At 44.8% G+C, this 25,059-nt stretch carries 18 protein-coding genes; 7 read left to right on the top strand and 11 right to left on the bottom strand.

Annotated features, from left to right (window positions below):
• The first annotated feature begins 389 nt into the window (after window positions 1–389).
• The 3 genes from A3766_RS13765 to A3766_RS13755 all read left to right on the top strand — a co-directional run bounded on the left by A3766_RS13765 (window position 390) and on the right by A3766_RS13755 (window position 5,540).
• On the top strand, window positions 390–2,537 hold the full coding sequence (locus tag A3766_RS13765; protein WP_068642366.1) for an HDOD domain-containing protein: 2,148 nt from the start codon (window positions 390–392) through the stop codon (window positions 2,535–2,537).
• An 81-nt stretch (window positions 2,538–2,618) separates the two neighbouring features.
• Entirely contained in the window at window positions 2,619–4,802 is a 2,184-nt protein-coding gene (locus tag A3766_RS13760) for an EAL domain-containing protein (RefSeq protein WP_068514704.1), read from the top strand.
• A gap of 81 nt (window positions 4,803–4,883) precedes the next feature.
• Window positions 4,884–5,540 (top strand): bifunctional 2-polyprenyl-6-hydroxyphenol methylase/3-demethylubiquinol 3-O-methyltransferase UbiG, encoded by a 657-nt coding sequence (locus tag A3766_RS13755; protein WP_068514702.1) that lies wholly within the window; start codon window positions 4,884–4,886, stop codon window positions 5,538–5,540.
• Here A3766_RS13755 and murI read toward each other — a convergent pair.
• From murI to A3766_RS13730, 5 genes are read right to left on the bottom strand one after another with little or no spacing between them, the layout of a single operon-like run.
• Complete coding sequence (murI, locus tag A3766_RS13750; protein ID WP_068514699.1) at window positions 5,513–6,358, bottom strand: glutamate racemase; 846 nt, start codon at window positions 6,356–6,358, stop codon at window positions 5,513–5,515. The genes A3766_RS13755 and murI overlap by 28 nt on opposite strands.
• Before the next feature lie 13 nt (window positions 6,359–6,371).
• Window positions 6,372–8,291: a Gldg family protein gene (locus A3766_RS13745; RefSeq protein ID WP_068514696.1), complete on the bottom strand. Its 1,920-nt coding sequence runs from the start codon at window positions 8,289–8,291 to the stop codon at window positions 6,372–6,374.
• Between the two features lie 12 nt (window positions 8,292–8,303).
• A complete protein-coding gene (locus A3766_RS13740; protein WP_068514694.1) occupies window positions 8,304–9,038 on the bottom strand; it encodes an ABC transporter permease in 735 nt (244 codons plus the stop codon).
• Window positions 9,035–9,985, bottom strand: a complete 951-nt coding sequence (locus A3766_RS13735; protein WP_068514691.1) for an ABC transporter ATP-binding protein — start codon at window positions 9,983–9,985, stop codon at window positions 9,035–9,037. The genes A3766_RS13740 and A3766_RS13735 overlap by 4 nt, the downstream gene beginning before the upstream one ends.
• Entirely contained in the window at window positions 9,960–10,178 is a 219-nt protein-coding gene (locus tag A3766_RS13730) for a hypothetical protein (protein WP_068514689.1), read from the bottom strand. The genes A3766_RS13735 and A3766_RS13730 overlap by 26 nt, the downstream gene beginning before the upstream one ends.
• Window positions 10,179–10,430: 252 nt before the next feature.
• Between A3766_RS13730 and plsB the strand changes: the two genes are divergently transcribed.
• Together plsB and A3766_RS13720 are read left to right on the top strand one after the other, a co-directional pair.
• The gene (gene plsB, locus A3766_RS13725) at window positions 10,431–12,917 is read left to right on the top strand and encodes a glycerol-3-phosphate 1-O-acyltransferase PlsB (RefSeq protein ID WP_068514686.1); all 2,487 of its coding nucleotides are present in this window, start codon (window positions 10,431–10,433) and stop codon (window positions 12,915–12,917) included.
• The gene (locus A3766_RS13720; protein ID WP_082872067.1) at window positions 12,907–13,374 is read left to right on the top strand and encodes a DUF1499 domain-containing protein; all 468 of its coding nucleotides are present in this window, start codon (window positions 12,907–12,909) and stop codon (window positions 13,372–13,374) included. The genes plsB and A3766_RS13720 overlap by 11 nt, the downstream gene beginning before the upstream one ends.
• 1 nt (window position 13,375) lies before the next feature.
• Here A3766_RS13720 and A3766_RS13715 read toward each other — a convergent pair whose 3' ends face one another.
• Complete coding sequence (locus A3766_RS13715; protein ID WP_068514682.1) at window positions 13,376–15,577, bottom strand: penicillin acylase family protein; 2,202 nt, start codon at window positions 15,575–15,577, stop codon at window positions 13,376–13,378.
• 193 nt (window positions 15,578–15,770) lie between these two features.
• Here A3766_RS13715 and A3766_RS13710 point away from each other — a divergent pair, with 193 nt between their 5' ends.
• Window positions 15,771–16,355 carry a TetR/AcrR family transcriptional regulator gene (locus A3766_RS13710; RefSeq protein WP_068514680.1) on the top strand — a complete coding sequence of 195 codons (585 nt, stop codon included), beginning with the start codon at window positions 15,771–15,773 and terminating at the stop codon, window positions 16,353–16,355.
• A 30-nt stretch (window positions 16,356–16,385) separates the two neighbouring features.
• Here A3766_RS13710 and A3766_RS13705 read toward each other — a convergent pair whose 3' ends face one another.
• Window positions 16,386–18,008, bottom strand: coding sequence for a long-chain-fatty-acid--CoA ligase (locus A3766_RS13705; RefSeq protein WP_068514677.1), 1,623 nt, complete (start codon window positions 18,006–18,008; stop codon window positions 16,386–16,388).
• A 54-nt stretch (window positions 18,009–18,062) separates the two neighbouring features.
• Window positions 18,063–18,554 carry a regulatory protein RecX gene (locus A3766_RS13700; RefSeq protein WP_068514675.1) on the bottom strand — a complete coding sequence of 164 codons (492 nt, stop codon included), beginning with the start codon at window positions 18,552–18,554 and terminating at the stop codon, window positions 18,063–18,065.
• 380 nt (window positions 18,555–18,934) lie between these two features.
• Here A3766_RS13700 and A3766_RS13695 point away from each other — a divergent pair, with 380 nt between their 5' ends.
• Window positions 18,935–21,766, top strand: a complete 2,832-nt coding sequence (locus tag A3766_RS13695) for a DUF349 domain-containing protein (RefSeq protein ID WP_068514670.1) — start codon at window positions 18,935–18,937, stop codon at window positions 21,764–21,766.
• A gap of 49 nt (window positions 21,767–21,815) precedes the next feature.
• Here A3766_RS13695 and A3766_RS13690 read toward each other — a convergent pair whose 3' ends face one another.
• The 3 genes from A3766_RS13690 to A3766_RS13680 form a co-directional block, all read right to left on the bottom strand.
• Window positions 21,816–22,694, bottom strand: a complete 879-nt coding sequence (locus A3766_RS13690; protein WP_068514667.1) for a DMT family transporter — start codon at window positions 22,692–22,694, stop codon at window positions 21,816–21,818.
• A gap of 111 nt (window positions 22,695–22,805) precedes the next feature.
• Window positions 22,806–23,912: a lipase secretion chaperone gene (locus A3766_RS13685; RefSeq protein WP_068514663.1), complete on the bottom strand. Its 1,107-nt coding sequence runs from the start codon at window positions 23,910–23,912 to the stop codon at window positions 22,806–22,808.
• Window positions 23,913–24,004: 92 nt separating this feature from the next.
• On the bottom strand, window positions 24,005–24,967 hold the full coding sequence (locus A3766_RS13680; protein ID WP_068514660.1) for a triacylglycerol lipase: 963 nt from the start codon (window positions 24,965–24,967) through the stop codon (window positions 24,005–24,007).
• Window positions 24,968–25,059 lie beyond the last annotated feature (92 nt).

The following is a 25,059-nucleotide window of genomic DNA, read 5'->3' as shown; positions in this document are numbered from 1 at the left end:
AAACACTCGTCTTACCTACACCACCTTTTCCGCCAGTGATCGCGATTACACGGGGTATTTTATTCTTGTCTAGCATCACCGCAAAAAGGCCTTTCAAGGTAACAGTTTTAATACTAAATTCAGTGCGCTTGCCCTGCAGGCAATACGTTTTAGGTTCAAACAAACACATTACCATGCGCACATCATGAACTCGCCCATTCTACCGACTTTAAGATAGATAAAACACCAAATCACGCACAACAACCAAGTAGTATTTTTCTAGTAGCAAATCTCACTTTTAAACAATTACTTAAAAAAAATGCAATAAATGTTTAATTTGTATAGAGTATTGTCTAATATATGCTCAATAATAACGTTCTTTAAAAGACGATTTTTTATCATAAAAAGCCATGACTACAGACAACACACAACAAATAATGAACGAATTGAAGGTAAATAAGCTACCTTCTCTTCCTCATGTATTGGTTGAAATGCTGGAAGCTTGTCAGGAAGACGGCGCAACCTTTCAGCGAATGTCACAAATAATTAGTCATGATGCTGCGATCACCGCACGCGTTATATCCCTGGCAAATTCGTCGTTCTACAATCGCGGAACCGAAATAAAAAGTATTGAGCGCGCTCTACTTGTTTTGGGTACCGATACAATCAAGACGATTGTTATCACTGCGGCGGTACAACAATTCTTCTCGGGCTTTAAGAGTCAACACCTCGTTTTTTTGAAACAGTTCTGGAAGCACTCTCTGAGCACAGCTTTAATTGCAAAAGCATTAGCGATCCTGACCAGCTACCCTAATCCTGATGAAGCCTATCTGACTGCATTGCTTCACAACATCGGGGAGGTGGTTCTCGACAGTCACTTTCCACAAGAGTATGCAGAACTTCGTAGTAAGCCAGAGGTTCTTACTCATAAGCTCTGTAAATTTGAGCAAGAAGCATTTTCAGTTGACCATACTCAAATAGGAGCATGGCTCGCAAAAGAGTGGAACTTAAGTAGCTTTGCTGTTGATGCGATTGAGTTCCATCACGCCGAGCCTGAATCTATTCAGGATGCTCATCACCTGGTTAAGCTCATATACCTTTCAAGCCAGTTAGGCACTTTTCAGCAGGATTATTTCTCAGGCGACAGTTTCGCAGACTTGGGTTACCAATTATTTGAACTAAACAGCGCACTACTAAAAGAAATTGTCTTTAAAGTCGAAGGCGATGTTAAAGAAATGGCCAAGACTCTAAATATCGAAATAGACATTCAAGCCGACATAGATAGTGAAAACGATAAAAAAGCCCAAGTAAAGCTGGCCGAGCAAGTCCGAAAGATTGGTCTTATCCAGAATGTTAGCACTGAACTGAGTCACGCCCAAAACCGAGATGAGCTAGGAAGGTCACTACGCACGAGCCTTGAGCTACTTTTTGGTTTTAGCCAAAGCGAAGTCTACTGGTTTAACCCCGAATCTAAAGAGCTCGTTTCAGGCCAGGCACATGGCGACAATGAAGTACCTATTAAAGTGAAACTAAGTAATGAGCGCAGCCTAGTCGCGCAGTCAGCCGCAAGAAACCAGGTAATGTGCTCACTTGACCACAATATTGAGGCCTCAAGCTCAGCCAATGACTCAAACAACTTATCAGTTGTCGATCAGCAGATAACTAGGGGACTCAATAGCACGGGTATTGTTTGCTGTCCGATTCGGACTCATGAAGACTTATTTTGCGTATTGGTGATTGCCTGTGAACACTCTCTGAGCCAAAGCTCACACCAAATACGTTTATTAAAGTACTTTACCGAGGAAATGGCCCAGGCTTGCAGTAAGACCACGGAAAAAATTACACGCATTGAGAGCGATGCCAGCACTGAAGCTATGGCACAGCGAGCCAGGGAAATAGCCCACGAAGCCAACAACCCCTTAAACATCATTAATAACTATTTGGTCTCTTTGTCTAACAAACTAACGGGGCCTGCAGAAAGTTACGAGCAACACGAGCTAGCTGAAGAGCTTGATATTGTCAGAGAAGAACTAAATAGAACAAGTCAGATTATTTTACGTTTACGCGACCTAAAACAAGAAGCCGTCGAAACACAGTCCGGCGTCGACATTAATACCGAAATCAAGAATCTTTGCACCTTATATGAGCATTCTTTATTCGTCTTGCACGACACTTCCTATCAGCTAGACTTAGATCAGGACTTGAAGCGAATCGGCACGAAAAGGAACCAGTTCAAGCAAATCATTACAAATCTGATTAAAAACGCCTCGGAAGCAATGCCTGAAGGCGGCATTATTTTTATCAGCACGGCAGCCAATATCAACCTTAATGGCCAGGGTTACGTAGAAATCCTGATCAAGGACCAAGGCCCAGGCCTGCCAGAAGAAATAGCAAAAAGCCTTTTTAAACCTGTTACCTCAACAAAAGGTGACGGACACTCAGGCTTGGGCCTGAGTATTACCAAAAACCTCGTCAGGGATGCTAAAGGTACCATTAGTTGTAGAAGCAACGAAAAAGGAACGACGTTTCAAATCTTTCTTCCTCAAGAAAGCCTATAGTCCATGTGTATGGAAGCGACTATAGGAGAGGAATATGGAGCAGTAATGAACGTAGTGATTACGTAGTGGTCAAGAGTTAGCATGAAAATACAAAAAACAGAGCAGAATCTAAGTCTGCAAACTGAACAAGCCTGCATTCTTATCGTCGACGATGAGTATCGCCTACTTAAAAGTCTTGAGAACCTTCTACTCAACAAAGGCTATCAAGTTGTTTGCGCACATGGTGGCCTGCAGGCCTGTGAAAAGCTATCATCAGAAGACTTTGATCTAGTTCTTCTTGATCTGAATATGGCTGATCTCAATGGTCATCAAGTGATGGACTTTATCACTCAAAAAGAAATCGATGTTGCAACAATTGTTGTCAGCGGCGAGTCTTCTTTTTCTGCGGTAAGCAAAGCTTTACGACGTGGCGCGTATGATTACTTGCGTAAGCCCTATGACCCTGAAGAACTGCTTTCTACCATGGAAAGCGCCCTGCAGAAGGTGATGCTTGAAAAAGCACACCACGCTATGCAATCGAGACTACAAAAATCTGAAGAACTTCACCGCTACATCGTTAACAGTTCTCCTGATATCGTTTTCATGCTCGACAAAAGTGGTCGATTCACTTTTCTGAACAACAAAGTAGAAAGCATTCTTGGTTATAAGAAAACAGACTTAATCGGCCGAAACTACCTGGATATTATTGAAGAGAATGACCTGGAGCGTGCCAGCTATCTATTTGAGGAACAGTTCGGTAAAAAACAGGATACCTGGTCTTCAGAGTTGCGCCTGAAAGCTAAAAAATCAGACCATACAGCGCGCTATTTTGAAGTCACTTTCTTCCCTATTGAGCGTAAAGTAAGAACCTCAGTTACAGACATTTCCGGAAAAAAGAAAACGCTTACCAAAGTGATTGGCACCTATGGAACAGCTCGTGACATTACCGAGCGAAAAGAAGCCGAAGAGTTTATTAACTTTCAGGCCTATCACGACCTTCTTACACGCCTCCCGAACAGAGCGCTGTTTAAAGACCGTCTAAACATCTCTATCGCGCAGGCCAAACGAAACAAGAATCATGTCGCCGTCATGTTCCTGGATCTGGATCGCTTTAAAGTGGTCAACGATACTTTGGGGCACGCTATGGGCGACCGCTTATTGCAGTCTGTGGCCCTTCGCCTTGAAAGCTGCGTCAGAAAGTGTGATACCTTATCTCGTTTTGGTGGAGATGAATTCACCCTACTTCTGCCATCAATTTCTTCGCCTGAAGATGCCAGAACCATTGCCAAGAAAGTCATTTCAACACTCAAAGCCCCTTTCGACCTGGGTGAGCATGAAGTATTTGTCGGCGTAAGTATTGGTATTGCCGTCTACCCTAATGGCGGGAACACGGTTGACCAGCTCATCCAAAATGCCGATGTTGCTATGTACCATGTAAAGGGACGCGGTAAAGATGGTTACCAGTACTACAGCGAAGATATGGCCATCCACACCTCAAATCGTTTGAGCCTGGAAAGAGACCTTAGAAACGCACTGGAACGTAACCAGTTCAAAGTTTATTATCAGCCTCAAATTTCTGCCAAGACAGGTAAGACCATCGGTGTTGAAGCGCTGGTAAGATGGCAGCATCCTGAGCGTGGTCTAATCTATCCTGGCGAGTTTATTCCTTTAGCCGAAGAAACCCGACTAATGTCTGATATTAGCGACTGGGTACTGCATTCGGCCTGTAAAGAAATTAAATCCTGGATCGACAGCGGCCAAAGTGACATTCGCTTATCAGTAAACTTCTCACCTCTCCAGGTTGAACACCCGCGCTTTGTACAGCGTTTACTATCCAGCTTGCGCCAGGCAGATTTCCCGCCCGGAAATCTCGAAATCGAGCTCACTGAAAATGTTATTATGAACGACCTTGAGAATATGACTCAAAAACTCAGACAACTCTCTGAGCATGGCGTCACCATTGCCATTGACGACTTTGGCACGGGTTATTCATCACTGAACTATATTCATAAACTGCCTATTCATACTTTGAAAGTAGACCAGTCCTTCATCAAGGATATTGAAGATACACACGATGATGCCTGCATCGTTAATGCTATTGTATCCATGGCCCACGGCCTGAAACTCAATATTGTTGCCGAAGGCGTCGAAACCGAGACTCAACTAAGTTACCTAAAGTCTTTGGGCTGCCAGGAGATTCAAGGCTTCTATTTTGGTAGAGCCGTTCCAGGCCGTGACGCACTTGAACAGATTAACAACAATGCGAGCCAGCTTATTGAGATATAAGCTGGCCTTTTTCCTCAGAACATCCATAATAATGCAAAGCCTTATAGTCAAACCTGCCTCTTCTCTTTGAAAGCTCAAACCATGTTAGACAAATACAGATTAATTGGACGTTCCTACGACACTTTAAGCAAACTATATAGCGGCAATGCTATACAGGAATGCCGCTTAGCGATGCTTGATGAAGAACTCGTCAAGACTGGTAGTAAAGTCTTATTTGCTGGTGCGGGACAAGGTGATGATGCCATTAGAGCAGCTGAACTCGGTGCTGAATCGACATTAATTGATTTATCACCAACAATGATGGATACCAACCTCAAACTTATTGAGAAGCACCCCGATAAGGAGTCACTCAATATTAAACCTATCCTTGGTGACATACTCAAGCATGAAGCAAAAGCTAATTATGATGTCGTGGTTGCCAACTTCTTTCTAACAGTATTTGAGAAAGACAAAATGAATGCGGTGTTAGACCACCTGATCAAACTGTGTAAACCAGGTGGCTACGTGATTATTGGTGATTTTAAAACTGCCAGTGGCAATATATTTCAAAAGACTGCTCAGCAAGCCTACTGGCTAACCGCCGCAACGGCTTTCTTTGCGGTCGCAGGCAATGCTATTCATGGCCTTTACAATTACGCAGACCTACTTGAAAAGAAGGGTTTGAAGCTCTGTAAAGAGCAGACTTTTAGCGTACTGGGCCAACCCGCATTTCAGTCCATACTGGCCGAGAAACAGTGAAGCTGGTATTGAGCTAAGCCCAAGGCTTGTAATGATTCCGAGAACACCTCTTCATTAGGCGTCATCTCAGAAAAATAAATCTGATGAATCGCGTTCTTTGTAGAGAGATCTTGCCCTGGAATAACCCCCTGCTCACCAGCCAACAAATGCTGCACTCGCTTTGCAATCGCTTCACCGGAATCTACCCAGCTTACCTGGGGAAGCAAGGCACTAAGCTGATCTTTAAGTAAAGGGAAATGAGTACATCCCAAGACAACCACATCTACCCTTGAGCCATCGACTTCTTGTTTAAACGGTGCCAGCACTCGAGCAAGAAGTGCTTGATCAACTGGGTAACCCGACAAGTGCATTTCGGCTTGTTCAACAAGCTCACTGCTACCAATTCGAACCACGCAACAATGACTTGCATAGTCCTTAATTAATTGATCTGTATATTGGCGCTTAACCGTTGCCGGAGTCGCTAATAACCCTATCACCGCGCTTTGGGTCATCTGGGCTGCGGGCTTTATAGCGGGTACAACGCCGACAAAGGGCACATCAAACTCCGCCCGTAAATCCGGCAGGACTAGGGTGCTAACAGTATTACAAGCCAGAACAACCAGCTCTGGCTTATGTTGGAGCAACATTGCCGAGACAACTTCTCTTAAGCGTTGCCGAAGCACCTGCTCCGGCAACAAACCATAAGGGAAGTAAGCGTCGTCTGCAAAATAGATAATTTGCAACTCTGGCATTGTCGCCAGAATCGATTGGCAGACACTCAAGCCCCCTACTCCGGAATCTAGTACCAGAATCGAGCGAGCAGCGGGCGACTGTGTCAAAGGGTGAGGCCTTTTAGCGCTGCACAGAACGCTTGCGCATTGCGACAAATAGCGCAAACAAGCAAACTAGTACAGGCACTAAAAAGATATTAATCAACTTCAAACGCGTACCCAAGTTTTCAATATCCTGGTCCAACTGATGCTGAACATCTCGCAACTGTTTACGAATTTTAAGCTTCTCAACCTGAAAGCTTTCTAACTCTTGGGCTTGCTCATCAGTAAATAGAGCACCATCACCTTCACCCCGTAAACGCTCCAGATCCATCAGCTTACTCTCAGTTGCCTGAAGCTCTTCTTCGAGCAACTCTTGCTGCTCCAGGAAGCGCTCTTCAGCCGCCATACGTATATCTTCAACTTTATCAAAAGGACGATTAAAGCGCCCCTGACTACGAATTTGAATTAGCTCCGGATGCCCCGAAAAGTTTTCCAGAGCATTAACCAGGAAACTACCATTATCGGCCCAAGGCGTGGCAATCTGCTGACCAAAGAAATTCTGAACCTGAATCCACAGTCGATCTGTCAGTAGATCTGAATCCGCAACAATCATCAAGTTAAGCGCCTCACCTTCGCTTATTTCCGGTAAAAGCGTTTCGCTAACTGTTTCGGTTTTCTGAACCTCTTCGGCATCCAAAGAGTCGCCCTCAGCATTTGGCTCATCGCTATCAGATAAGATCTGCTTCTGCACTGTTACACCTTCAGGAAAAGCGGTCTTCGCTTTCCCTGAAACTCTTACAGCAAGGGCATAGCGCTCGCCCGTTGGTTCAAAGTCATTCAATAAGTCTTGAGGGTCTTGCAGATTTGTTAAGAGCTCAGCTTTTTGTGGCATTGACTGTTCACTGCTCGATAACAAGACATTCACTTCCGTCTGACGGTCTTCAAGACTATCCAGGATACCCGCTGAAGACCAGTTCATGCTCTCTAATCCGAACAAGACAATGTCTTCGCCTGAGCTCGCCGTGCTCGGGTCCATCCCTAACAAGCCAATATGTCGCACCGGATTTCGGTTCTGTCCAAGCCCGACAACCATAGAGTTTGCGAAGTCAGTCACGATCACATCTTCGCGCAACTGGAGACCCCAGCCAGGCAGCAACTTATTAAGATCTGAACGTTGTACAGAAGGAATTCCGCTTTGTCCGGCAAGTGCCTCAGAGTACGGGTCGAGAAATACCAAGGTTCTCCCACCCTTCAGGACAAACTGATCTATCGCAAACAACAAACTATCTGAAAGGTTTTGAGGTGCAACAAGCAAGAGCACATCCACCTCAGGAATTTCGGTGGCATTGTCTTCTATCCATTCCAGTTCAAAGCCTTCCTGCATATATTCGACAATCGACCAAGCTGGACGTGTCTGTCGAGTCATATAATCAAAGCCGCCATTGATTTCCACGCCACTATAAATTCCGACTTTAGGCAAAGCCGTCTTTGACAGAGACGAGATCAAACGCGTCAATTCATACTCAAGGAATGCCTCTTTGTCTGGCTGCATAAATGGAATCACTTCTTCTGCGCCGTCTTCATTCTGTACACGCAAGCCAAAGTAAATTTCGTCACCTCGGGAACCTGCTGGCACGCCTTGCAAGCCAGCCAAGGAAGCTTCATCTTCAGCTTCCGAGAAAGGCACAGGATCTACTTTTTCGAAGCTGAGCTTCCCGTCAGATAGACCTACATACTCTTGCAACAATTCTTCGACTCTTTGAGCATAAGTCCTTAAAGCAGGAAGCTGTGAACTCGCTTTATCAGAAAAATACAAGGTTAAGTTCACGGGCTTATCAAGACTTTTAATTATTTTCTTAGTGCCGTCAGACAAGGTATACAAACCATTTTCAGTCAAATCCCAGCGAACACCGCTTAGCAGTTTGGAGCTCACGAGAATCACCACAAACATGGCAATAAATACAATCAATAAACCTTTAGATGATTTTAAATTAGTCATGTCTATCTCCCCTTAATCCGCTTTCTTCATATCAACGACCAAAACAGTGGCATAGAGCCAGGCCGAAATGAGCACAAGAAAATAAACAAAATCGCGCAAATCAATAACACCACGGGATATCGCATCGAAGTGAGTCAGGAAGCTTAGGTTAGCGAAGCCATCAACCAACCACAACGGCGCCCAAGACGAGAAAACATCCTGAACAATTGGAAACCCTGCTACCACCATTAGAAAGCACACCACCAAGGTTAGAATAAAGGCAATTATCTGGTTTTTCGTTGTTGCTGACAGGCATGAACCTATCGCCAAAAAACCACCAGACATTAGCCATGAACCAATATATCCAGCGAAAATCACGCCATTATCAGGCTCCCCAAGATAGTTAACGGTTATCCATAAAGGGAAGGTCAAAAGCAAAGCCAGACCGATAAAAAGCCACGCCGCAAGAAACTTGGCAACCACCAGCTCCAAAGTAGATAGAGGTAAAGTCATTAGCAACTCAATGGTGCCACTGCGACGTTCCTCAGACCATAAGCGCATCGCCACTGCAGGCACCAAAACAAGATATAGCCAGGGAATGAAGTTAAAGAAAGCCCCAAGGTCAGCCTGACCTTGCTCAAAGAAATGCCCCAAATAGAAAGTAAACACACCACTGAGCATTAGAAATATAACGATAAAGATATAAGCGACAGGCGTTGAGAAATAACTCGCCAACTCCCTTTTTAATACAATATTCATGACGTTCATGAGCGACCTCCCGTACGAGCAGCCTGCTCTGCTTCGATTGTTACCTTCCTAAAGACATCATCCAACTGCCCCGTCTCGACATGCAGTTCTTCTATCTGACAATTGGCGGCATGTAACACGGAGTTAATTGGTGCAAGAATCGCCTGCCCATTCACTGGGTAAGCCTTGATTGAACCTGTCGAGTCACTATCAACTGATTCAACCTGCGGTAAAGCTTGCAGCTGTCTGATAATGTCTTCATTATGTTCTGAAAGCCTGACTGTCACCGCGTTATGATGCTCTGACATGGCAGCTAGTTCTTCAGGCGTTCCATCAAAGACGATGGCTCCTTGAGCCAAAATCATGGCACGAGAACAAACCGCACTCACCTCTTCAAGTATATGCGTCGAGACAATAACAATCTTGTCTTCTGACAAATCGTGGATTAACTGTCGAACCTGATGTTTTTGGTTTGGGTCCAAGCCATCAGTCGGCTCATCCAGAATTAGCACTTTGGGATCATGAATCAAGGCCTGGGCGATCCCCAAACGGCGGCAATAACCTTTCGACAGGTTTTCTACCTTCTTGTTCAGAACCGGTTCCAACGCGACCTTTTCCACAACCTGGTCAATTCGGGTCTGCAGCTGAGCCCCAGAAAAACCTCGCACCTGACCGATAAACCTTAGTGATGCGATAACCGTCATATCTGCATAAGCAGGTGCACCTTCAGGCAGATAACCAATTTCTTTCTTGGCGGCAATCGGGTCCGATAAAACATCATGTCCCATTACCGCTATCTGCCCCTCACTGGGTGCCAAAAACCCTGTCAGGATCTTCATTGTTGTTGATTTACCTGCGCCATTTGGCCCTAGAAACCCTAAGACTTCACCAGGTTTGACAGTAAAGCTGATATTATTTACAGCGCAGAAGTCATCAAAATTTTTAGTAAGATTGGAAACTTGTATCATGGTTTACTCTGAATTGAATTAACTCTAGATTCATATTGTTATGATTAACATATTGACTCACGACAGACTCTTCTACAATGCGAGTCGACGGGTCTTCTCTGATCGTAAGGCCCGGCAGGAAAATATAGAGAGCGTACTCTTTAATTTCAAGTGTTTTCAGCAAAGCTTTCAAGGTAGTAATCTTTTGCCCCACAGATTTAACCTTGCGGTTACAAATATGTGAAAGACTTGAGATAAAGCAGCCACAGAGCTGTGATTTATGGCCGACAGCAAACAAGTGAATTTTGCCTTGGGGCAGGCTTGCCTATAAACTAGCCCACCAACATATACTGCTCGACAACTCGATTACATGATTCAGCCCATATACAGAAGTTAAGACGCTGAATGCTTGTAGTAGAGCAACCCGGTACTGCACATAATTGAACTAAACGGAGACCCTTAGTTTATGAGTCATTTTTTCGGATTAAGTTCTTTACTATTTAGCCTGCTAAGAAAAATTCTATTCTTGTGGGTTCGCGTTGAAGTAAAAGGTGCCGACACGGAAAGCCTTAAAATAGACCCGAACAAGCCGGTTTGTTATGTTTTACAATACAGCTCACTCTCTGCTCGTCTCGTCCTCGAAAACAGCTGCATTAAGTCTGGACTCCCTTCTGCCCAAGCACAACTCAAACTCAATGAAAACTCGGTTAGGCGCTCTTTTTTCTTCTTGTATGAACGTCAAGGAAACTGGTTTAAAAAACGCCAAACCCCTATGGTCACTAATCGGCTCAAACAAATCGTCAAGACCATTGCCGAGAGCAATAAAAATTCCGATATAGACCCATTGGACGTTCAACTTGTTCCGGTCACTTTATTTTGGGGTCGCTCCCCCGAAAAAGAAAAGTCATGGTTTAGATTACTTTTTTCTGACGGCTGGGCGGTATCCGGGCCTTTCAAAAAGCTCTTGATAATACTCCTTCACGGCCGTCGCAGCCTAGTACAATTCAATCAGCCACTTTCTGTGCAACAAATGCTCGAGGAAAGTAAGCAAGACGAGAAGATTTGTGCTCGAAAAGCCGCTCGTATTTTACGTGTTCACTTTCGTCGTGTACGCCAAACCGTGCTGGGCCCGAACCTATCTCACAGACAAAACCTCGTTCACGGCATTATTAATAGCGGCCCAGTGAAAGCCGCAATTGAGAAACACGCCAGTGAAGAAGGTAAGACACCAGCCCAGTCCAGACAAATAGCTTTAAGCTACGCAGACGAACTGGCTTCCAACTTACAAATATCCACCATCCATTTTCTTGAACGTTTACTCAATAAACTGTGGAATAAGATTTATAACGGTATCAGCGCTAACAATGTCGACAAAGTCCGTGATGTCACCAAAGATCACGCTGTCGTCTACGCACCTTGTCATCGTAGCCACATCGATTACCTATTACTTTCTTCCAAATTATTTGAAGAGGGAATCATGGTGCCACATATTGCAGCGGGCATTAACTTAAACCTTCCTATTGTCGGTTCAATTTTACGCCGCGGCGGTGCTTTCTTTATGCGCCGAAGCTTCAAGGGCAACCCTCTGTACTCAACGGTTTTCTCTGAGTATATCCACACCATTTTCAAACGCGGCTACTCAGTAGAGTACTTTGTTGAGGGTGGTAGAAGCCGCACAGGACGCACACTTTCGCCTCGCGCTGGCATGGTAGCGATGACTGTCACCTCCTATCTCCGTGACCAACAAAAGCCTATCGCCTTTGTACCCACCTATTTCGGCTATGAGAAAGTATTAGAGGGCAGTTCTTATCAAGGCGAGCTTCGTGGCAACAAGAAGCAAAAAGAGTCTATATTTGGCCTATTCAAATCACTTAAAAACCTACGCCGCTCTTTTGGTAAAGTTAGCTTGAACTTTGGTGAACCTATCTACCTTGAGGCCTACCTGGACCAACACCAAGAAAACTGGCGAGACTTTACGGGAATGCAAACCGAGAAACCGCAATGGTTGTCCGGTTTTGTCGACAAGCTCTCTCAGGAAATCGTTACCGGAATCAATAGCTCCGCTGCGATTAATCCTATTAATTTCACTGCCTTGGTACTACTGGCAACCGAACGCTATGCCATGGATGCGAAAGTACTAGGCCGCGTAATGAACTGCTTCAATAGCCTGTTAAAAGAACAACCTTACAGCGAAGATATCACTTTTGCCGAAGGTGATGGCTTTGACTGGATTGAGTACGCTGAAAATATGCACCTGGTCGAGAGGCAAAAACAAGAACTGGGCGACATTATTAGCCTGACCGATAGAAATGCTGTGTCGCTCACTTACAACCGAAATAATATACTTCACTTGTTCGCAATCCCCTCTTTGATCGCCTGTTTAATGCAAAATAACAGTCGCATTGAGAAAACTCAGCTATATAGCCTGTTCAAATCAATCTACCCTTACATTCAGGCAGAACTTTTCCTTCGCTGGAGCAGTGACGAGGTCGAAACAGTATTTGAAGACTGGCTAAAAGTACTCATCCAACACAAGCTGGTAATTGACAACGGTGAGTACATTACTCGTCCGGCAAGCGGCAGTGAGGCCTTCGTAAACTTGTCCATCTTATCTCGTTTGATCATCCAGACCTTGGAACGCTACTACATAGTTGTTGCCATTCTTACGCGTAGTGGTTCAGGGAAGCTTGATGCCGAAGAACTTGAAAAACAGAGTACACTTATGGCTGAACGCATGTCGATTCTCTTTGGTCTCAATGCCCCGGAGTTTTTTGACAAAGCACTGTTCCGAAACTTCATTGCAACGCTGCAAAAAAAGGAATTCTTAACACTTAATGGCGCCAATAAGTTGGTATACGGTGAAGATGTTGAACGTGTAATAGAGGAAGCAAAATTTGTTCTGAACGCAGAACTCCGCCAGGCAATTATGGAAGTGACAGCACTTGAAGCCTAAGAACTGTGCTCTCTATGTCAGCCTTACTCTGCTAGCGATGACAAGTGGCTGCGCTGTCAGCCCGCTACAACAAAGTGATCCTGAACCTAGTCTCAATTGGTGCCCACCACTGCCTAATTGCGTCTCAACTGAAGCAAGTACCTTTTTTCACAAAATAGATCAGTTTTCCCTATCCATGCCTTTTGAAAAGGCGTGGCCACATGTAGTTGCTAGTGTAAACCAGCTCCCTCGCACCGAGATTTCACATCAATATCAGGGCTATATTTACGCAAAAAGTTATTCTCAAATATTTGGCTTTGTCGACTATTTCGAGGTACTTTATCAAGCTAATACAGAAACATTGAATGTACGTTCAGGCTCTCTACTAGGAATATCTGACCTATTGGTTAACTACCGAAGAACAGAACAACTTCGCGAGTCTTTGCTAACAAAACAAGTTATCTCACCCACGGACTAGCTCAGCTATCCAGGATTTTATAACGTCCGACACGCCAATCGTCTAATCCGGACTTATACCATCGCGAGAAGCGACTATCTGAAGGACCGCCTGCCAAACAAGTATGTAAGCTTGACTCGCCCATATCAGCAATCAAACGCACCGATGGCGCGAAACTGGTGTCACGCCCAGCGCTACGATAAACCTGACCTTGGTGAGGCGTTGCCCGCCCGCCCAGCAAGGGTATCGACTCAGTATCAAAACCGAGAAAGGTCGGCAGCTTCCCTTGGAATACAATATTGTTCAAAGCAATAGTATTCACCTCTCCCCAACTCTGATTATGCTTCTTCGATAACGGCTCCTTTAGTGCTTTGAGTTTATTGAAGGCTGAAAGGTAGGCTTCATCGCGTGTGATATCGCAATACCAGGCAGATTTATCGCTCACTAATATACGGTCAAAATTCTGATAGAAATCGATAAACAATCCACTATCCTGGGATAAGTGCTCAATCACATCGCCACCCAAACCTATCCTCTGCAAACCAAAGACTTCTTTTCTCAGTAAATCATAGAATGCCTCAAAAACTGGAGCGCCTATAGAGTCCAGGTCATAACGGTGATCCCATTGCTTAAGCATCTGATAGAGTTCACCTGTTTCACCATTTGATTCCAGCAGCGGCAATAGAATATCTAGAAACAACCCTGCTTGCTTTGAATAAACGTCCATCTGCAGAGCTTTCATTGATTCGATATCGTGCGTTTTATGGCTCGCCAATACCTCTTCAATTCTACTCGCTCGGTAATCCCCCATCGGCATATTAATTGGATCAACACGCCCCAGGTGGTTTAGATCCTGATTCGCCGTGACTAAATAGCCATTTTCGGGATTATAGGCACAAGGCAAGTCTTCTATATCCACCAGACCCTGCCAATCATTGTTTGAATCACAGCCCGATATTGGCACAAACCCATTCCAACCAGCACAGCGCTTAGGCATTAGACCCGACATCTGATAAGCAATGTTATCCTCAGAATCAGCAATCACCCAGTTCCAGGCTGACTCGATCTTACCCAAGGTAGCCATTGCCTCTGCAGCTGAAGACATATCCCCCATCTTCAAGGCAGCCATAATAGACGCAGCACCTGAATCTGCAGCAGCCCAACGCGTAGCAATGTAATGACCCGCGATAGCCGGATCACCTTCGAGTACGCCATGCTTATTCTCGTAATAACAAAGCTCAACATCCGCTGACTTTTTCCGTTTTATCACCTCTCTGCGAGTAGCGAAATCATGCCAAGCACCGTCTTTCCGATACTGCCCACCCTTACAATCTTCTACCCAACTATCTACCGTATCCATGAAGGTATAAGTCACTCCCCAAGCAACCTGCTTATTGCGACCAACCAACACACCAGGCAAACCGGGCATCCCCATTCCGATTAGCGAACCGCCGCTCCATGATAAGCTTTGCTCACACCAAACATTGGGCAAACGATTTACTTCCAGGTGAGGATCATTGGCCATGATTGCTCGCCCAGATTTTGTACGGCTGCCTGCGACAACCCAATTGTTAGACGCCATCATTCTAGGCAAGGCCTGATTCCAGATCACTTCACGCGGAACAATTCGTTCCTGAAGCTGAATACTCTCCACCAGTTCACGGTCAAAACGCTTAACGTCAATGGGAAATAGTTCAGCCAGAGCTTCTGTAGAGACGCCTGATTGCGTCAATTCAATAAAGAAACGTTCTACTTCCGCCTGCGATTGCGCCAAAGTCAGGTAGCTCGTCATTCGCGATATAAGAATAATATCCTGCACTTTCCAAGGTTCTGCCTGATAACCCAAGAGCTTCATTAAAGAAAATTCACCGGCTGAAAAGCCCGCATTGACACCATCACAGTAGGATTGAATCTGTGATAGTGAGACGACATCGAGCTTATTCAACTCTTGCGTTAAATTGCCATACCAATTTGCTCGCCTAAAGAACTTATCTATTGCCAAAGACTCTTCAGTATCCGAAAGCAGCTCCGTTAGCCGACCCTGCCCAAGTATCCGCATCATTAGCAATTGCGTGCCACGATCTATTGCATGCGCATAACCGCTCCCCCAAAGGGCGTCCTTGAAAGATGATGCTTTGACATGAGGCACTCCAGCCTCATCACGATTAATCGACAAACCTGAAGGCTGAGGCCCGCGAACTTTGATACGTCTCTTATTAAACATCTATGCACCTCGGACTAAAACAACATTTAAATTCCCATTAAAGGGAATATATAACCCAAAATGCTTTTTTTCAACATAAATTCCCACTCATGATCACTTATATTCTTTTTTATTATTGAAACGAATGATTTAGATCTCTTTAGGCATTAGAATCCCTAGCCATAGATAGGCCCATCAATTTAACGGAAGAGAAATGGGAAGAAAGAGCTTAAAAGTAGAACGAGTCAGTGAAATCCTGGATGCCTTTGAACGCTGCGTCGAAACGAAAGGACTGCAAGGTATGACACTGGATATGGTTGCTGAAGAAGCTGGCATGGCCAGGAGGATGATTCGTCATTATGTCGGTAATCGCAAGGAGCTTATTGAAGCTGGTGTAAAGAGAATTATCAGCAAGTTTGAAGACAGTGTTCAACAAAGCATGAACGTAGCTGAACCGGAAAAGCGTTTTGAAGCGGCTTTTGACTACATATTTAGCGAAGCGTTTAACAACCTACCGGCAACACGTCTGGTGGCTGCCTTGTTACCCGTAAGCCTTTACGACCCAGATGTACAAGCGGCAGTGAAGTCTATCTACGACTTCTTTCTGCTAGGGCTAAAGCAGGAACTAGCCGAACTAAACCCTAACATAGATGAAAAAGAGCTTGAGCAAACAGCCTACTCCATCATGTGTTTATCATTTGGTGGAGGCTGGATGGGGAACATTGGCTTCGACCCAAAGCTCAACCAAAAGAACAAGGAACTCGCAAGAGGCTTAGTTCAAAAATTGGGGCCAGAGTAAAAACAGGCATTTTTACTCTGACCTGAATTATCATTCTTTCCATTCGAAACCTTTAAACTGCTCTCGAATCACCTTTTTATCGAGTTTTCCCGTTGCCGTATGCGGTAATTCTTCAACGAATTCACAAGCAGTGGGTATCCACCAGCGGGCAACTTTTTCGTTAAAGAAAGACAGGATCTCTTGCTCATTTAGTGCTGCATTCGGTTTTCTAACCAACACCAACAAAGGACGCTCCGTCCATTTCTCGTGAGCAACACCAATCACTGCCGCTTCAGCCACATCTGGATGATTCATTGCCAAGTTTTCTAGTTCGATACTGGAAATCCATTCTCCACCCGATTTAATAATATCCTTGGTCCGGTCAGTAATTTGCATTCGTGATTCGGTATCCAAATAGGCTACATCACCTGTTTCGAACCAACCACCCGGAGCAAATTCACCCTCCAACTTATGGTAGCCCTCTGTAATAAATGGCCCCCTAACCTGCACGGCACCAGCACTTTTTCCATCCCAAGGCAATTCCTTCCCAGCTTCATCAACGATACGTAGGTCGACTCCGAAAATAGGACGCCCCTGACGTAATAAGGCTTCAGTAATCGCTTCTTCCGGCAACTCAAAATCAGCCGCTGACATTTTGTTATAAGTGCCGAGCGGACTCATCTCGGTCATTCCCCAAGCATGCTCTACATCTACATTGTGTTTGTCTTTGAAGGTTTGAAAGATTGAAAGTGGACAGGCGGCTCCTCCCACCGTCACACGTTTGAGACTGTCAATTGACTCACCACTTTCACCCAGATAGGCAAGCAGGGCCAACCACACTGTCGGAACGCCTGCCGACATCGATATTTTTTCGTCATTGATTAATTTGGTCAGAGTCTCACCATCAGCCATTTTAGGACCTGGCATCACTAATTTTGCGCCAGCCATGGGAGCTGAATAAACGATCCCCCAGCCATTAACGTGAAACATGGGAACAATCGGCATCACCACGTCCTGGCGCGAAAGGCCAAAGGCATCCGGTAAGCTACTGGCATAACTATGAAGAACTGTTGACCTGTGACTATAGACAACCCCCTTTGGGTTACCAGTAGTACCTGAGGTATAGCACAAGGCAGAAGCTGTGGATTCTTCGAGCTCAGGCCAGTCAAATTCTGGTTCGTATTTAGCTATAAGCGTTTCGTAACACTGGACATTGCGTAAACAGGTTTCAGGCATTTTCGCCTCTGAGGTCAATACGACAAAACCTTTCACATTGGGCATTTTCTCTTGTAACTGCTCTAGCTTAGGTACAAATAAGGAGTCAACGAATAGCCATTGATCTTCAGCATGTTCAACAATGTATTCAATCTGTTCATCAAATAAGCGCGGATTAATCGTATGGCAAACCATACCTGAACAGGAAATCGCATAGTAAAGTTCGAGATGCCGATGATCATTCCAAGCCATCGTTGCAACCACATCACCCTGCTTTAAACCCAAGCCTTTTAGCGCATTAGCTAACTGACGCGTTCGTTGAAAAGCTTCTGCATAGGTATAGCGAAAGCTTGCTTGATCTGCGGTAACCGAGACAATCTCTTGCTGGGGATAAATTTTGTCAGCAAACTCCATCACTGAAGTTATGGTTAAAGGCTGATCCATCATGGTTGAGATCATTTGCTACATCCTCTTGTTATAAATATTGTTCTTATTTATTAATCTATTGGCGAGTTACACAAAATATTGTTCATCATCTTCATGCACTTCAAACGCAAAGGATATCTGCTCCATCGTAAAACCTCGTCCAGCTAGAAAGCGCATTTGTCGAGACTTCTCTTTGTAGTAAAGCGCCCGATCTTTATCATTGAGCGGCTCTCTAAATTTTCGTAATCGTAAAGACTGAGCCAAGGCAAACCAGTCACCCTCAAACGCTTCAAAGCCCTCATTCACCATTGAAGACTTCACACCCTTTTGCTGTAACTTGAAACGTATTTTCTGTGGCCCATGCCCCTTCTCATAGCTGCTACGAATAATCATTCTCACATATCGTTCGTCACTCAAGTAGCCAGCGTCTAGCATCGACTGAACTGCCTGTTCCACCAGAGCCTCTTCATATCCCTTACCTTGCAGCTTTTCGCGCAGCTCATGTTCACTATGCTCGCGACGAGATAGAAGATCTACGGCTTTATTTTTAACACTTTGGAGATCTGCTTCTCTCTTCATTTATCACGTTTTTCCATAAAGCCCTGCGACTCTTTTCAATATTGGCCCTATACGGCTCTCGTCACGTAATGAATCCCGCTAAATACCAGAGAATAGTGGAGATTTTTACGCGAGGCTGCGCTAGAATGCCCGAGCCTATTGCTCTCTTGAAGCTAACAAAAGCCTCAGGGTGCAACATTTGGAACGAGTTTAAATATATCCAAGCTCGTTCAGTTAATTAAGACTATAACGTGAAAAACAGCAGATTCCTATGTCAACAATGTCAGTAGGAATTCGACTTTTCGCACTCTCAAAGTCTTAAGACAAAACGGTTTCCTTTTTCGAAAGGACTAACACTTTACAAGAGCATTATTAAAAACAGAGATAAGCGAGATACCAGCATGGCTACTTTTCTTTCCAAGCTATTCAAACCAAAATGGCAAAGCAAGCATACAGCAACCAGACTTGAAGCAATCAAAGAGCTCAACCCTGGCCAGAATGAAGATCATCAAATATTACTTCAGCTTGCACAAAACGATGAACAAGTAGCCGTCAGAAAAAGCGCCACATCACGCTTAACTGACCCTCAAGCACTGATCACGCTTCACGCGCAGTCTAAAGACGAACTAAAGCCTCTAATTGAAGAAAAGTTATACGAGCTGGCTAACGCTCAGTCATTGAGTATTTTCGACCTAATTACTGACAATAAAATACTTACTCAAATGATCATTAAGTCGAATCAGGCAGATGCTTTCCTAAGCGGTTTGGCTCGGATTGAAGATAAGCAATCACTGCTAGAAATTGCAGTAAAAGCAAAAATGGCAAAACTCCGACAAGCCGCTGCTGAGCTTATCGAAACAGAAGCAGACTTAAGCACACTGCTGAGTCAGGCAAAGGGTAAGGACAAATCGGTTTATCATATAGCCAAGTCCAAGCTTGCCACTATCCGCAATCAGATCGCTGAACGAAGTCAACAGCAACAAGATATAGAGAAAGCACTAGCAGACATTACCGCCCTCGCAAAAACCGAGGTTCTTCAGCACTACGATGCCAAGCTTTTTAACCTAAGCAAACGTTGGGCGGCAGTTAGCCTCAGTGCTAACGAAACACAACGCAAAGAATTTGCTCACTACCAAGCTGAGTGCCAAGCAAGAATTGATAAAATTGCCCAAGAAAAGCTCGAAGCAGAAGAACAGGAGCGCTTAATCCAAACCGGTGGTGATGAGCAAGAAGCGACTTTGTATACATTGTCTGAAACACTTAAGCGCTTCACCACGGAGGTCCCCTCATTTCATGATATCTCTGCAATTGACGCGCTAATCAAAACTCAGGAAAACCGCTGGCTCGAAGTCACTCGCAATGTAAAAGTCGAGAAGAACAAGGCAAAGCACTATCAAGTATTAATGAGTGAGATTCGTCAGTACTATAAAGCGCTTACGCTCTTGAAAGAAGCTGAGCCCGAGCTAAAGGAATCGATCGACGAACTTAGCAAACAGGGTAAAAAAGACAGCACGCAACTCGATACGCTCAACCAAAGAATTCGTAAGCTTCTTAAGCAGGTAAATTGGCCGAAAGATTACGCACAACCAGAAGTTATTTCCCAAAGCAATGAAGCGCTGGGGCATTCTGCTGAAATTAAGCAACAGGTCGCTGAGAACACTAAAGAGATTGAAAGCAAGATTTCCCAATTAGTCACGCAACTCGACAAGTCTTTGGAAGATAAACAGCTAAAAAAATCCAACTCTTTACTCAAAGATATCCAGCGACAAATCAGTAAGCTGGGAAGCAAGCAAAGTGACCAGTATCACAACATGCTCAACCTCAGAATTAACCAGTTGAACGACCTGCGCGACTGGCAGGGTTATGCATCAAACCCTCGCCAACTGGCGCTGTGCGAATCAATGGAGCGTCTCGTCGACACACATATCGAGCCACGCGATAAAGCCGATCGAATCAAAGCAATGCAAAAGGAATGGAAAACCTTGGGTGGTGCTTCAGACCAATCGTTATGGCAGCGCTTTAAAGAAGCGGCCGACAAGGCTTACGAACCTTGCCATGCTTTTTTTGACGAACAGAATCAACTTAAAAAGAACAACTCCGCAAAGCGCGAACAAATCATCACAGAGTTAAGCAACTTCATTGATAACAATGACTGGGAAAACGCTGACTGGAAAGGCGCTGAAAAAATTAACAGACAAGCTCGCCTTGAATGGAAAGAAGCCTACCCGGTTGATTTCAAAACCAATAAGCCAATGCAACAACAGTTCAATGCCCTCTTAAAAGCCTTTGATAAGAAACTTGATACAGAAAGAGACAAGAACCTCTCCTTGAAGCAAGAAATCATTGATCAGGCGCAGACGCTTATAGAGCTTGAAAACCTTGAACAAGCCATACAAAGTGCAAAGGACTTACAACAAGCCTGGCAAAAGGTTGGCATCACGCCTTATAAGAAAGAAAGAGAGCTTTGGCAAGCATTTCGCGCAATTTGCGACCAGATATTTGCCCGCCGCGACCAAGTTCGCAATGAAAAGAAAGAAGAGGCGAATAAGGCTTCAAACGCAGCGAACGAGCTTCTATCTCGTATCGAATCTGAACTCGATTCCCTAAGCGATACCAACCTTAGCGAACTCAAAGCCAGATTAAGCGAGTACCGTAAAGAATATAAGTCCCTACCTTCAGTACAAGGCAAAGCTCTGGAAAAAATTCAAAATCGTTTTGAAGCTTTACTCAAAAAACTTAAGCAACTTATCGCTGGCCAAGAAAACAGGCAGCACCTATTAGCTTGGCAAGAAGTACAGCGTAAGGCTAAGCTCTGTAGAGAGGTCTATCACAATAATACTCAGGCCGATGCGAGCCTTGATGATGAGTTTGCCTCGCAACTTGAGCTTCCTAAAGCTCAGGAAGATACTCTTAAAACTTTATGGATCTCTGTCAAAGCTGGTTCGGTAAGTCCCGAGCGTTGCGTGACACTTCAAGAGGCACGTTCTTTGTGTATAGCTTGTGAGATCGCTGCAGGTATCGAGTCACCGGAAAGTGACAAAGAGCTGCGCATGCAGCTACAAGTTAGCAGGCTTTCAGAAGGAATGTCTTCATCAGGTGAAAACCTAAGCCGAGAGCAACAACTTAGCGCAAGCTTACAAAAGTGGTATGACTCGGTTGGCCCGACACTAGAAGAGTTCAGCCAACTTGAGCCTCGAATTGACAATACAATTCAACACCTTTTTGCTCAATAAGACTAACTAAGCGAGACGGGTGCTCATCTATCAGAGCGCCCGGTTTGCTTCACTTCTGTCTGGACAGCATATTAATAATTGCGCCCGCCAGTATCGCTCCAGCACCCAGCCACACCCAGATGTCTGGTACTTCACTAAAAACAAGCCAGCCTAGCAATGCTGAAAAAACTACCTGCAGATAAGAAAACGCTGTCGCCCTTCCTGCAGGTTCCGTTTGCATTGACTTGGTTAAGCCAATTTGCCCGACCTGTGTAAAGATCCCGACCAAAAATAAAAGTGAACAAGCTTCCATTGTCGGCAAGACAAAATCGTCCCCCAATAACACGAGAGAAAATGGCAAAGCGACCATAGGGAAGTAGAATACAATCACGGAAGGGTCTTCCGTCTGACTGAGCTTGCGGACAATAACATAGGCCACACCACTCCCAAAAGCACCTAACACCGCAGCCATCAAGGCAAAACTGGCAATGTCCGTCCCTATTCCGCCAAACAACCAAGCAGGTCTTGCGACAAGCAATAAGCCAATAAAACTAAAACCGATACTGATAACAAGAGACCACTGCAATCGCTCCTTAAGAAAGAAAGTCGCTAGAATGGCAGTAAAAATCGGATGTAAATACTGTAGAACCGTGGCTTCAGCCAAAGGCATATGTGTCACAGAATAATATACACACACTAACGCCAACGTTCCCACTGCGCCGCGCAGCATTAACAAGGGGCGATTATTGCCCAGAAGGGAAATGCGCTTACGTTTTACATCGACATAGCTCAGGAGCACGGAAACCAAAGCTCGCGCAGCAACGATTTCCAAAACAGGTATACCCAACAAGCTGACTTTTTTAACGCAAGCAGCCATCAGAGCAAAGCCCAGCGCACTAAGAATCATGTAGCGCATGCCGATAGGCATGGCAAAGAAAAGCTGTTTCATTTTCTAGAACAGCGAATATAGAATAAACGCTCGATAAGCACGGCAACCTCACATGTTTAAAACACAGAGGATGCTACACAAAGTTAGTTCAGTGCTCAATGAATAGATGGGCTAAACGTCAGCTTTGCGCTCGTAAACTTTCACTCGAATCTGCTCGCGTGAGTCAAATTGACTGGCACGTAATGTATCAACTTGAGCCTGACGCTCTTCAGCACTCAAGCCTTCTATCAATAGGATTTCTTGTCGTTGATCCAGAAAACTATCAATACGCGCTTGCCATTGAGCGCGCTCCTGATCCAAAGTATCGAAACGTTCAGCTGCTTCAACACCAAACATTTCAACCCTAACCGCTCTGACTTCATCATAGCCGCCACCCTCTTCTTCTATTTTGGCAACACGGGCATTTAATTCGTCAGTGATACGAGCCTCTCTACGGGACTCTATAATGTCATAAGGCGCTTGAGCATCGACTTGCGCTAGTCGTTGAGCTTTTTCTTCTTCGCTCAAGCCTTCCTCAGCTTCTACACTTAGTCTAGCCAGAGTATATTGATCATAAGCCTCTTCTGAGGCATAAAATGCCTCGTAGACCTCTGCATCCAAATATTGCGCACGCATTTCTGACTGAGCATTTAGCTGCTCACTTAACAAAGCGACATAACGACCTTTATCGGCCATTAACTCTCCGCTCTCCATCATGCCTTTAATTGACTCTGAGCGACTGAGTTCATAGTCATACAGCGCTTGCTTTAGTGAGATATACTGAGCCAAGATCTGTTTTGACTGAGTCAGTGCAGGCTCCTGCAAATAGTAACTCAAGTATTCATCAATTCTAGCCAGCACGATATCCAACTCTTCTTCCTCAATGGTCGAAAGGAAGTAATCAAACACTCTTTTGATATCGCTGGAGATACGTAAGTTACCCTGGTCATCCACCTGCAGACTTTGCTGCATTTGAGTCCCTTGAAGCGAGTCAGGCAATGTACCTAGTCGACTCTCGTATGCAAGGGCATTGATAAGCTGAACACCTTCAGCCTGATCACTCGCCAATGGCCGATCCTCAAGCTGAGATAACCTGCTGCCTTGATTCAGACTGAGGAGACTAGTATGAGCCGCCCCCCCTTCATCAAATACAAAAGTACTTACAATCATCGCCAATGCTGCTACGCCAGCACCGCCCAATAGAAAGCTTCTCTTAACTAGTTTGGTTTGATGAGTCATTGACAAGCGATACCTTATGTTCTTGGAAAGTTAGAAGTTCTACTAGCTGCTGAAAACAGCTCCCCTAAAAGCATAGAGGAGCTGTAAAAGGCTTATAGTCCAGCAGACTTCAAGCGTGATGCCTGATTCTTATATAAAGTTAGAGGATCAGTCTCAAACAGATGGTGAATACCAAAGACATGATTCACTGCATCCATATGGTTCATGTTATAGCGCGTACCGATAACATCTCCCCAATGCTGGTCACAACGTTCAACCAAGCCATCGTTCGCACCACTGATCGTTGCACCCGTAAACATCAAGAACGCATCTGAAATATCTAAAGCATTGGTAAATGTCGCATCACCACCCCATGAGTAGTAACGAATACCATTTACTTTAGATGCACCTTCACCACAACGTGAGCTAGGCTTTCCATCCGGGAATAAAGCGTTAAACTGGTTAGCGCCTGGCGATGTCATGAACGTTACTGAGGCCTTCGCATCCTGCGCATACTCAGGGTTGCCTGACAAGGCATCAATTACGTTACCAAGCAGATTAAGAGATCCTTCGACCAATGCTTCAAGGCCACCACCAACAGGAACGATACCGCGAGCAACATCAGCGAAGTCAGAACCAAAGTTCACCGCATTGATAGTCGTTACCGAAGCAACCAAGTCAGGTCTTACGCCCGCTGCATAGCGTACAGTTGGCCCACCCAAGCTGTGGCCCATCAAGTTGAATTTCTGCGCACCCGTCGCCGCACGAAGATCTTCCAATGCTGCAATAAGGTCTTCTCCACGCTGGTATGCATCATCCCATGCAGTCACATTCGGCGCATAAACCTTGGCACCACGTTCTTTAAGAGCACTTTTAACACCATAAAAGTAATCGATACCTAAAATATCGCTAAAGCCCGAAACACCATGAACTAGAACGATAGGGTATTTTGTTTCGTAGGCGTCGCAATCCTGCCACCACCAACAAATTGCACTTGCTTGAGCACTAAAGACCATCAGTGCCGTGAGTAAAAGCCAGCTTTTAGCTTGGCCAAATTTATTATTTTTAGCTTTCATATTGTTTTGCCTATTATTTGTTTTTATTAATCAGGGTCGCTTTATTCAATAGCGCTTAAGACTAGCTTGACAAAAAACCAATCAAAAAAGGT

The organism is Oleiphilus sp. HI0132, assembly GCF_001635845.1.
Note: the sequence above shows the minus strand (reverse complement) of the source record. Positions and strands in the feature narration are given on the sequence as shown.